The sequence below is a fragment of the Nocardia stercoris genome, from assembly GCF_003696265.1.
GTDB classification, from domain to species: domain Bacteria; phylum Actinomycetota; class Actinomycetes; order Mycobacteriales; family Mycobacteriaceae; genus Nocardia; species Nocardia stercoris.
Window position 1 is genome coordinate 1 of sequence record NZ_RFFH01000037.1, and the last position, 11,237, is coordinate 11,237.

At 68.9% G+C, this 11,237-nt stretch carries 10 protein-coding genes and 1 pseudogene; 2 read left to right on the plus strand and 9 right to left on the minus strand.

Annotated features, from left to right (window positions below; translation table 11 throughout):
- The 8 genes and pseudogenes from EBN03_RS33285 to fusA form a co-directional block, all read right to left on the minus strand.
- Positions 1-281 (minus strand): annotated as a pseudogene (locus tag EBN03_RS33285) (HNH endonuclease signature motif containing protein); the annotation flags it as partial.
- A gap of 522 nt (positions 282-803) precedes the next feature.
- Positions 804-1,709, minus strand: a complete 906-nt coding sequence (locus EBN03_RS33290) for an alpha/beta hydrolase family protein (RefSeq protein ID WP_122192147.1) — start codon at positions 1,707-1,709, stop codon at positions 804-806.
- A 536-nt stretch (positions 1,710-2,245) separates the two neighbouring features.
- Positions 2,246-3,994, minus strand: coding sequence for an NAD(P)-binding protein (locus tag EBN03_RS33295; RefSeq protein ID WP_122192148.1), 1,749 nt, complete (start codon positions 3,992-3,994; stop codon positions 2,246-2,248).
- A gap of 14 nt (positions 3,995-4,008) precedes the next feature.
- The gene (locus EBN03_RS33300) at positions 4,009-4,641 is read right to left on the minus strand and encodes a TetR/AcrR family transcriptional regulator (protein WP_233608813.1); all 633 of its coding nucleotides are present in this window, start codon (positions 4,639-4,641) and stop codon (positions 4,009-4,011) included.
- A 371-nt stretch (positions 4,642-5,012) separates the two neighbouring features.
- Positions 5,013-5,483, minus strand: a complete 471-nt coding sequence (locus tag EBN03_RS33305) for a MarR family winged helix-turn-helix transcriptional regulator (protein ID WP_158675812.1) — start codon at positions 5,481-5,483, stop codon at positions 5,013-5,015.
- Complete coding sequence (locus tag EBN03_RS33310; protein WP_122192151.1) at positions 5,476-5,901, minus strand: SRPBCC family protein; 426 nt, start codon at positions 5,899-5,901, stop codon at positions 5,476-5,478. Before EBN03_RS33310 ends, EBN03_RS33305 begins: the two co-directional genes overlap by 8 nt.
- Before the next feature lie 104 nt (positions 5,902-6,005).
- Complete coding sequence (locus EBN03_RS33315) at positions 6,006-6,668, minus strand: ester cyclase (protein WP_122192155.1); 663 nt, start codon at positions 6,666-6,668, stop codon at positions 6,006-6,008.
- A 135-nt stretch (positions 6,669-6,803) separates the two neighbouring features.
- Positions 6,804-8,843 (minus strand): elongation factor G, encoded by a 2,040-nt coding sequence (gene fusA / locus EBN03_RS33320; RefSeq protein ID WP_122192152.1) that lies wholly within the window; start codon positions 8,841-8,843, stop codon positions 6,804-6,806.
- 432 nt (positions 8,844-9,275) lie between these two features.
- On the opposite strand from fusA, the gene EBN03_RS34405 reads away from it, so the two are divergent.
- Positions 9,276-9,626 (plus strand): VOC family protein, encoded by a 351-nt coding sequence (locus tag EBN03_RS34405; protein ID WP_233608814.1) that lies wholly within the window; start codon positions 9,276-9,278, stop codon positions 9,624-9,626.
- 31 nt (positions 9,627-9,657) lie between these two features.
- Positions 9,658-10,071, plus strand: a complete 414-nt coding sequence (locus EBN03_RS33325; RefSeq protein ID WP_267899330.1) for a pyridoxamine 5'-phosphate oxidase family protein — start codon at positions 9,658-9,660, stop codon at positions 10,069-10,071.
- Between the two features lie 22 nt (positions 10,072-10,093).
- Here EBN03_RS33325 and EBN03_RS33330 read toward each other — a convergent pair whose 3' ends face one another.
- Entirely contained in the window at positions 10,094-11,053 is a 960-nt protein-coding gene (locus tag EBN03_RS33330) for an NAD(P)H-dependent flavin oxidoreductase (RefSeq protein WP_122192154.1), read from the minus strand.
- Between the last annotated feature and the right edge of the window lie 184 nt (positions 11,054-11,237).

Consider the following 11,237-nt stretch of genomic DNA (forward strand, 5'->3'; position numbering starts at 1 on the left):
ACTCGCCCGTGCGCTTCGGCGCCGGAGAGCCGGAACACGTCGGTGAGCATCCGCTTTTCCCCACGCACACCGCAGGTTTCGGGGAAGGATCGTTCGGCGGCTTCGATCAGCATGCGGTCTTGGACGGCGGCGAGTTTCCAGTAGGCGGTTTCGATGTCGCGCATGGCCTGCCACATGGCGTCGTCGGACAGTGGTGTCAGGGGGAGTTCGATGAGGGCGGTGACGGTGGACAGCAGTGTCGCCGCCGCCTGTCCTGTGTCTTCTACCCCCGTCGAAGTCATGCTTCAAGTTTACGCTCGAACCTCCACACGCGCCAGGGTGGAACCCAAAGAATCTCAACATATTTGCTGGTCAAGTAACTGTATGCAGCTGGACTCCAGCGAATCCGGAAGCATCGAACGGCCCGAGTCGAGCCACTCCCGGACCCGAGCACTTACTGCGGGCACACCGCCGAGACAGGCACTGCCCGAATGCGCCCAACCCGCAGCACCCGCCACAGCCAGCCAACCGCCAGAGAGCCAGCCAGCTAGCCAACCGCCAGCAGCCAGCCGCCAGTGAGCCAACTAGCTAGCCAACCGCCAGTGAGCCAGCCAGCTAGCCAGCCGCCAGTGAGCCACTGGATAGTCAGCTAGCTGGCCGCCAGCGAGCCAGCTAGTCAGGCAACCGCCAGTGGGGCCAGCTAGTCAGCTGGCTGGCCGCCAGTGAGTCAGTGAGTCAGTGAGCCAGGCCAGTCAGTGAGCCAGGCCAGTCAGCTAGCTGGCCGCCAGTGAGCGAGCTAGTCAGCCAGCCAGTCAGCCACAAGATCACACCGAAGCCGTCCGGATGAGCTCGGATTCGTTCAGCCACAGCATGATCCGTTCGACCACCGCCTGCGCTTCGAGCGCCCACGTGTTGTGCCCCAGCCGATCCGGATTGTGCCACCGTGTGATCGTGGCGTTCGGCAGCTTCTCCAGCAGCTTGTGCGCGGACCGCCGTGGCACCAGCTCGTCGCCGGCGATGGTGATCGACAGGACCGGCAGCCGCAGCCGGGTCAGCCGCTCCTCGTAATCGATGTCGGCTCCGGTGGGTTCGAAGCGCCCGGTGCGGCTGAAGCGCGCCCAGTCCGCGATCAGCACCTTGGATTGCCGACCGAATCCGCCGGCGGCGATCCGGTCGCCGGGCCAGAAGCCGGCCACCTGCGCGGTGAGCGCGGCAACCGTGGGCCCGATCATCATGGCGGGCCGCGCGATTCCGCCGTAGCCGCGCGGATCCGGTGCGCCCGAAGCGATCAGCACGAGACCACCGATCCGATGCCGTACCCGCGCGGCGTACAGCATCGACAACTGCCCACCGAGACTGTGCCCCACCAGAATCGGAGTGCGCCCGGGAAACCGTTCCCGAACGATCTTCAGCACCGCGGGCAGATCCACCGCAGCGAGTTCGTGATACCCGTAGGCACTCCCCGGCCCCGGCAGCGGCCGACTGTCCCCGTTCCCCCGCAGTTCCAGCACCGCCGCATCCACCCCCCGCTGCGCCAACAACCGCGCTACCCCTTCGTAGTAGATGGCCGGCACCCCCAGCCCCGGCACGATCACCGCCACCACCCGACCCGCCCCCTGCTGCACCGAGATTCCGGACCGCCGATCCACAGCAGCATCGGTACCGCGCGCCGGAATCAACCGCACCGGGACGGTACTACCGTCCGGCACCCGCACCACCACGGTCTCCATACCCGCACGCTACCCGCCGCGCCCACCGGATCCGATCGACGCTCCCGCCCGCCGCACGAGCCCGCCGGGCCCCGCAGCCAGGGCAGCACCGAGGCCGACCAGAGCGATCGACACGCGGCGCACGATCACGATGTCCGTGATCAGCAGGCCCCGGCTGCGAGGGGGCACGGGCCAGCGTGGTTGATCCAATAGATGATATCCGCGGCGAGCCCGCCCAGCGGACCCCACGGGTTGTCCGACAGCATCGAGCTCTGGCCGGCTAGCGTGCCCGGTTCGGACGATGCCACGGAACCGGCACAGCCGAGGAAACTTCCGACACCGACCGACCCGAGTGTGGTATCGACCGGACACCGTATGTCGCTGGGAGACGCCACCGGTTCGGCGGCCGCTGCACCCGACGGTCAGCGCAGTGGCGACGGCCAGTACCACGCACCGGAGCGGGCGACGTTTCTGCTGATCGTGTGGTTCACCGTGGGCCGTTTCCCGCCCGCCGGTAGCCCCGGATTCAGGGGCACAGCCGAAACAGCTACTGCCCCTCAGTGCACCGGCGCCTCGTCGGACAGTTCCGCGATCGGCTGCGGTTCGGTCTGCGCCATGAGCTTGGTCATGCCCGCTCGGGTGGTGACCGCGATCAGGCGGGTGCCGCGCATCAGGATCGTCTCCGGGGCCGGATTCCAGTCCAGCTCTGCGGCATTGCTGACTTGCAGGGCGACGACGCGGAGTTGTTCGTCGGCGTCGACGGCCGACAGCGGGCGGCCGAGCAGGGCCGAGCCGGTGCCGACCGGGACGTCGGCGACCAGCAGGGTGGATTCGTCGGACTGGTCGGCGTCGGGTTGACCCGGTTCGTCGAAGGGGAGGGTGGCGATCACGCGGCGGTCGGTCATGGCGGCCGCGAATCCCGCTGCGGCGAGTTCGAATACGCTGGTGACGAGGACACCGTCTTCCCCGAGCCGGCTGCGGCGGACCTTGGCGGCCAGGTCGTCGTCGGACAGGCGCAGGACGACGCGCAGGTCGTCGCGGTAGGTCTTGCCGAGCATGGCGGCTTCCAGGTTGACCGCGTCGCTGCTGGTGGCCAGCACCAGCGCCCGGGCCCGGCCGACGCCGGCGTCACGCAACGCGTTCTCCCAGGTCGCCTGGCCGATCACGACCGGCACGCCGAGCGCGCGAGCGACGGCGACACCGCGCGCGTTCTCGTCGTAGTCGAGTCCGACCACGCGGACCCGCAGGTCGATCAGCTGCTCGACGATGCGGATGCCGACGTTGCCCAGCCCGGCCACCACGATGTGGTCGCTGTAGCGGGCCGCGTCGCCGGCGTCGTCGCGCTGGGCGCGCAGCACGCCGCCCACGACCACCGCGGTCACGACCGGGGTCATGGTCAGCCCGGTGAAGGTGATGAACAGCTGTACGACCTTGAACAGCGACGATTTGTCGGTCTCGGGCGCGGCGGCGCCGGCGGCGTCGAGCATGGTCTCGTAGATCGAGGCGCCCGCCCCGGTCCCCATCGCCATCAATGCCAGGCAGCCGCACCCGATCACCGCCAGCAGCAGCGCGAGCAGCCGGATCAGCGGATTGCGGGCCAGGTAGCGGGCCACGCTCATCCAGCGCCGGCGCGAGCCGGGCAGGGCGGCTTCCCGTTCGGTGAGCAGCAGCTGCCGGTCGGCGGGCTCGCCGGCCGGGCGCAACCGCAGGCCGTCCGATTCCTGCGATACCCCGCACACGACCGGTCCGAGCGGCGGGTCCTGCGCGCCGGTCAGATACAGCGTGCGCTCGCCGAGCCGCAGATAGCTGAGGGCGGTGTTACCCAGCGCGTGTTCGATGAACGACGGCGCCGCGATCTCCGAGATCGACAACACCACGCAGTCGGCGAACAACTGCCGGATCCGGAATCCGAGTCCGGTGTTGAACATGCGGACGACGAGCAGGATCTGCGGGTTGAGTTCGACCGCCCGCAGCGCGGTGTGGAAGTTCTCGACGTCGGCCTGGTCGAGGAGCGCCAGGGCTCGGGCGCGGGCGACGCCGGCGTCGCGCAACGTATCCTCGTCCAGCCGTTCGGCATACCGGATGTGGACCCCGTCCAATTGCGCGAGCCGCGGCACATAGGAGCCGAATCCGTTGGGCAGCACCGCGGTGACGGGTGCGTCCGGATATCGCTGCCGCAGTGTCGAAGCCAGCTGATAGACCAGCGGATTGTCCCCGCACAGAACGAATCCCGGTTCGTCAGTGGCGCCGGGCACCGCCGGCTCGGCATCCACGACGGTGCCGCCCTCGATGCTGTTGCCGGACATATCGGTTCCCCGGTTCAGCTGCTGACGGCACCGATGATGACGCGTCGCAGCACCTGGATCACCTCGTCGAGCGGTTGCTTCGGGTCGGCACCGCTCCAGCAGTCGACGACGTAGTTGACGGCGCCGATGATGGCCATCACGCGCATCTCGTAGTCGCCGGGCGGGATCTCGCCGTGCAGGGCCGCGTCCTCGGCGGCGCTGGCCAGCAGTTCACCCCACGCGCGGCGCAGGTCGAGCCGGAACTTCTCCACCTTCTGCCCGGCACCGACGACCTCGACGAGCGCGACCCGCGCCTTGCGGGGGTCGCGGCCGATGGATTCGACGTAGGCGCGGACGGCGGCGTCGATGATCGCGGCGGCGCCGGCGTCGGAGTTCTCCTCCAGCGCGGCGGCGACGACCTCGCGGGATTCGCGGTCGATCATTTCGTACAGCTCGAGCAGCAGCGATTCGCGGCCGGTGAACTCTTCGTAGAATTGCCGGGAGGACAGTCCGGCATCCTTGCAGATGGCTCCGACCGAGCTGTTGGCGTAGCCGTCACGGGCGAACACTGTGAGGCCTGACTCGAGAAAACGGGCACGCCGCTGCCGCTGCCGGTCTTCTACGGGCTGCCCGGCGTACATCCTGCCCGCGTTCGTCTCCTGTGACATTGCGCCCGACAATACCGAAGTCGCAAATCGCCTCGTCATGGATCGCCCCCTTCGGTTGATCGTTCCGCCGTCCGGACGTTAGCTGAGAATTGCCTTCCCCACTCCCGCAAGTCTTTTCGGCAATCGGAGCCGCAGTCAATAATGACAGACTTCCGGATGTGTCGGCGGTGATTCGGGTCTGCTCGTACGGAGCAAACCACCCCGAGGTCACGCGCGTTGCCGCGATCCTACCGGGAGGGGCGATGCCCGCTGTTTGCGCATCGATTTCGGTCACGCTCCGGTACCGTTCGCGCCGCGGAATCGCTGCGGCCGGGCCGCCGCGCGGTCACGGCTCCGGCTCGATGGGCGTTGGCGCAATAGCGCCGAACCGGTCAGCTCGTCCGCTCGCCGGGAACCCGGTGCGCGGCAACGGGCCGCAGCCGCTCGCGCAATTCGTCACCGTCCGCGCCGAACAGTTCGGCATCGGTGTCGACCGCGATCTGTACCGCCGCGCGAACCAATTCCCTTCCCGCACTGGTCAATTCGAGCCGAAATACACGGGCGTCGGCCGGATCGGAGCGCCGGCAGAGCAATTCGCGGTCCTCGAGTGAGCGCAGAACCCGGGAGGCCATCATGCGGTCCGCGCCGGCCATATCGGCCACCTGCTGCTGGGTCGGCGGCTCGCCGCCGTGCCGCGCGAGCCAGCCGGCACTGGCGAGCAGATTGAACTGGGTGGGCGTCAGCCCGAGCGGACGCAGGTTCCGCTCGAGCGTGGACCGCCACTCCAGCGCGGCATGGTGCAGCCAGAATCCCGGGCTCTGCAGCGGTCCCCGCGGTACGGCGCGAGGGCGACCGTCACCCACGGGCCGCGACCTCCTCCTCCAGCGCGGCAAAGGTGCGTGGCATGTCGGCGCGCATCTTCTTCTCCCAGATCAGCCGGAACAGCGGGCCCATCGGGCCGTGGATCTCGGTCCGGTACGTGACCCGCACAGTACCGTCGCCGAGCGCCTCGTAGTCGTGGTGGCCCCGCAGCTTGCCGAACGGGATGGGCGCCTCACTGACCCACGAGCGGCCCGGCTCGACCTCGACGATCTCGAAGGGCCCGGCGGGCCCGCCCTTCGGCTTGACCCAGCCCTTGGTGCCGGGCGCGAACGGGCCGTCGAGGCGCGATCCCTCCTGGTGCGGGTCCCATTCCGAGCGCCGCCCGGCGTCGGTTTCCACCGCCCAGATCGCGTCGAGGTCACCGGCGACGGCGGCGGACTCGGAGAACGAATACATCATGGCCAACTCCTCGGTGGTTTGTTGTTGCAACAACGATATCTGATGTCGCGACAACAATCGCCCCGATGGCCGATACCCGCCAGAAGCGGGTTCGGCCGGCGAGCCTACTTCGCGTCGTGCGCCACCGGGCAGCCGTGCGCCAGCGGGCCGAGCAGCTGGTTGTTGTCGTAGAAGTGCTCCAGCTCGAGGATCCGCAGGTCCTCGGTGACCCGGGCCACGGTCATGCCGTAGAACTCGATGACCTCACCGGTCGGCTGGTGACCCTTGTACTCACCCTCGTAGGTGCCCCAGTGCCGCCACTTGAAGGTGACGGTCGGCGGGCCGGCCAGCACCTCCAGCACCTCCCAGTAGAAACCGTTCGGGAACGCGGTGTGGAAGACCTTGTGCGAGGACTCGAAGGTCTCGTCGTCGGCCTGGTAGTACGGGTTGTCACCGATCAGGATGTTGTAGCTACCGATCCGCGCGAACTCCTCGGCGTCCTGCCACGCGAGACCGTTCACCCGGCCCCGGTAGTGCTCGGCCACCACGGACAGCCACTTGGCGGGGTCCTTCTTGTGCGAGACCTCCATCTCGAAGACCTGCACCAGCTGCTCCACGATCGCCTCGAGCGAACCCTCGGCGTGATCGGTCGTGCGCTGGCCCGGCATGACCGTCTTCGACAGGTGGTAATCGGGTGCGTTTTCCCGCCAATCCTCCGGCGCGGCAGCGGCGATGACGGCATCGCGTCCCTGCAGGTGCAGAGGGGTGTCAATAGCCTCGGCAGTCATCAGACATCCATTCCCGGCCCGCGATCCGGGCCGCATACAGCACGATCGAACGGGACGAAAGTACCAGTGCCACAGAGGAATGTCGCCTCGGCGCAACGCCGATCCGCTCGAAAGCGGACCGGCGTCACACACCGGTCAAGCGGCCGTTTTGTACCCGAGCGGGCGGGTCGTGAATGTGCCACGGCCCTGGGTGCGACTCCGCAATCGGGTTGCGTAGCCGAAGATTTCGGCCAGGGGAACCGACGCGGTCACCACCGCGGTGGTACCCCGCGTGACGGTGCCCAGGATCTGCCCTCGCCGCGCCGACAGGTCACCCAGCACCGTGCCCAGCACGTCCGCGGGCACGGTCACCGTCACCTCCACCACCGGTTCGAGCAGCGCCAGCACACTGCCGCGCAACGCCTCTCGCAGCCCGAGCCGCCCCGCCGCCCGAAACGCCAACTCCGAGGAGTCTTTCGAGTGCGTGACGCCGTCGACCAGCGTGACCCGCAGCCCGGTCACCGGCCGCCCGTCCAGCGGTCCGGCAGCCAGCGCGTCCCGGCAGCCGGCCTCGACCGCGCGCACGAACTCGCGCGACACATGCCCACCCGGCACCGTCGACACGAACTCGAAGCCCGTCGTCCCCGGTTCGCCGAGCGGCGCCACATCCAGCACCACGTGCGCGAACTGCCCCTGCCCGCCGTCCTGCTTGACGTGCCGGTACAGCAGCCCCGACACTCCACGCACGACGGTCTCGCGGTAAGCGACCTGCGGCCGCCCGACCGTCACGGCCAGCCCCCGGTCGCGGCGGATCTTCTCCACCGCCACCTCCAGATGCAGCTCACCGAGCCCGGCGAGCACGGTCTGCCCCGTCTCCGGATCGGTCCGCACGACCAGCGCCGGATCCTCCTCCGCCTGCCGGGCCAGCGCAGCCGAGAGTCGTTCCGCGGCAGCGGAATCGGCAGCCTCGACCGCCACCGACAGCACCGGTTCGGTCGACACCGGCGGTTCCAGCCGGACCGGATGCGCCGGATCGCACAGCGTCGTGCCGGTCCGGGCGGACTTGGGCCCGACCAGCGCGACGATGTCGCCCGCCACCGCCACCGGCACCTCGGTGTGCCGGTCGGCCTGCACCCGCAGGATGCGGCCCACCCGCTCGCTCCGGCCGGTACCGGTGTCGAGCAGGTGGTCGCCCTTGCGCAGCGCGCCGGAATACAACCGCACCGAGGTCAGCCGCCCGGTGGCGGTGGCCTGCACCTTGAACACCAGAGCCGCTGTCGGCGCCGCCGGGTCGGCGGACCGCACCCGCACGCCGTCCGCGCTGTCGGCAGCCGAGACCGGCGGTACCTCGTCCGGGGCCGGCAGGTACGCGACGATCGCGTCGAGCAGCGGCTCGATGCCGATATTGCGGTAGGCGGCCGCGCACAGCACCGGAACCACTTCGCCGTCGCACGTCAGTTCCCGCAGCGCCTGCGTGAGCCGCGCCGCGGTCAGTGTTCCGTGTTCGGCATAGTCCTCCAACGCTTCGGCATGCCGTTCGGCGACGGCTTCCTCCAGTACCCGACGGGCCGCGCCCGCTGCCGCCGAGAGCTCCTCCGGCACAGCCGATTCCACCAGGACGTCACCGTCCCAGCGCAAGGCGCGCCACGCGACGAGATCGACCACACCGCAGAAGTCCGCCTCCTGCCCGATGGGCAGGTGCACGGGCAGCGGTGCGGGATGCAGCCGATCCCGGACGGACGCCACCGCGGCAGCGAAATCCGCACCGGCACGGTCCATCTTGTTGATCAGCGCGATGCGCGGCACACCGTAACGATCGGCCCGCCGCCATACCGATTCACTTTGCGGCTGCACGCCCGCCACCGCGTCGAACACGGTGACGGCACCGTCGAGCACCCGCAGCGAGCGCTCGACTTCGTCGGAGAAGTCGACGTGCCCGGGAGTGTCGATCACGGTCAGCCGGTGATCGCGCCACCGGCAGCTCACCGCGGCCGAGAAGATGGTGATCCCCCGATCACGTTCCTGCGCGTCGAAATCGGTGACGGTGGTGCCGTCGTGGACCTCACCGCGCCGGTGCACGGCACCGGTCAGGTACAGGATGCGTTCGGTGACAGTCGTTTTCCCGGCGTCGACATGGGCGAGGATACCCAGGTTGCGCACAGCGGTACGGGTGGACGGGGACAGATTGGTACGCACGGTCTTCTGACTCTCTGTGCTGATCCGTAATGCAGGACAGCGCGATTCGCGGACCTCGTATACGCCACCACACCCCACGGCATCAGCCGCGGGCACACCAGCGATCCGCCGTCAGTACCGGCCGCGCAGCCGGCACCGCGGCCGCGAAGACACCAGAATCACCTCGAACCGGGTACGGGAGGTGACGACCGTGCCGATGCTCCGCACGACTTCCCCTCCCGCCCGCGGCGCCGCTCGGATCGCGGCGCGTGATGAGTACGAGGCTAGGGCGCCGACGGAAAACGCGAAACCGAATTATTCTGCTCGACGGCGAGATACACCGATCATCGTGATCCGATTGCGGGCCAGAGCTTTCGGCGACCGCTACGGTCGGGGCGTGGACGCTTCTCCCTCGGCATCACCTGCCGTCCGGATCGATTGTGTCACCATCGATTGCGCGGATCCGCCCGGGCTGGCGGCGTTCTGGGCGACACTGCTGGGTTATGTGCGCCTGCGAAACTTCACATCCTCGATCCGGATAGGACCGAGCGACGGTGTCGGTCCGGTTCTGCCGTTCGCACCCAGGCGCCGACACGAACGGCGAAGAACCCGATCCACCTCGACCTACGACCCGTGAACCGGGCCGCCGCGGTCGCGCGAGCGGTCGAACTCGGTGCGACGCTGGTGCTCTGGGGCGCGAACATCGATGCGTGGACGGTCTTGGCGGACCCGGAAGGCAACGAGTTCTGCATTCTGCAATCGGAGACCGACTACGCGGCCTTCGCCGTCAACGACGACAAGTGAATCACGTTGCTGGACAAAGGAAGCAAGCGCGATGCGCCGATTGAACGAACTCGAAGTGGCACAACTGCTGAGGTCGGACACTGTCGCACGGTTGGCGACGGTGGACGGGGACGGGTTTCCGCACGTCACCCCGATCTGGTTCCTCTGGGACAACGGGCGATTCCTGCTGACCAGCTACGCGGGGCGACCCCATCTGCGACGGGCAGCGGAGAACTCGCGGGTGGGGCTGGTGATCGATGTGGAACAGCCATTGCGGGCAGATGGGGAACGGCCGAACAAGCAGATTCGGGTGATCGGTGACGCTACTGTGGCTGAGGATCCCGAGGGGTTGTGGACAGCACGTATCCGCACCAAGTATCTCGGCCCGGACACGCCGGCAGTGCCGGCGGAGCGGCGGCTGATCACCGTCGTCCCGCGCAGGATCGTCGCGATCGCCAGCGTCTGATCGGCACGCAGACCGAGTCTCTTCAGCGTCGTGCCCGCTCCAACGCAATCTCGGCCTCGCGGACGATCGTGGCGACCAGTTCGGCGGCCGGAGTCGCGTCCGTGACCCGGTCCAGCACCTGGCCGGCCCAGATGATCGCGACGGCGGGGTCCTGGCGCGCGGCAGCAGCCTGGAAGGCGGCGCGGGCGTCCGCGTCGGCGAGCAGTTCGTCGTCGCGGCCGCGCCACTCGTCGAGGAACGCGGAACCCAGGGTGCGGGCCGGGAAGCGGGCCGGCCACGCGGAGCCGCGGGCGATGTCGAAGGTGCGGTTGGCTTCCGCGTCCGGAGCGTGGGCAGCGAGGAGAGCGGCGCGTTCCTCGGGGGTCACCAGGGACTCCGGGCTGGTCTGGAAGCGCGTGCCGACCAGGGCGCCCGCGGCGCCCAGGGCGAGCGCTGCGGCCAAGCCGCGCCCGTCGCCGATGCCGCCCGCGGCGAGAACCGGTGTGGCACCGGCCAAATCGACGACAGTGGGCACGAAGGACATGGTGCCCACCGCGTCCCGGCCGAAGTGGCCACCGGCGTCGCTGCCCTGCGCCACGATCAGATCGGCGCCCACATCCAGCGCCCGCCGCGTTTCGTCCGCGGTAGTGACCTGGACGATCAGCCGGGTGTCCGCGGCCCGCACCCGCTCCGCGAACGGTGCCGGATCGCCGAACGACAGCATCAGCGCAGCCGGGCGGTACTCCAGCACCCGGGATACGACATCGCCGTCGATCGCCCAGGTCAACAGCCCGATCCCCCACCGCGACGCCGTGGCCGCCCGGAGAATGGCGACCTCCCGCTCCAGCCACTCCGGATCGCCCGCGCCGGCACCGAGAATCCCGAAACCGCCGCCCTCCGACACCGCCGCCGTCAGGGCACCACCGGCCACACCGCCCATCGGCGCGAGCGCGATCGGATGACGGACAGCGAAGGCATCGGTGAACCCCGTGGTCAGACCCATGTCGAGAAATCTACCCCGGAGAAGCGAGCAGCCGATTTGCCGTTCAGTGCGACCGGAAACGCACGAAGGCCCCCAGCATCAGCTGGGGGCCTTCATAATTCGAGAAACACTCCCCGAACGCACGAGAGCCCCGACCGTATCGGTCGGGGCTCTCGGCAATGTATGTTCCGGCGGTGTCCTACTC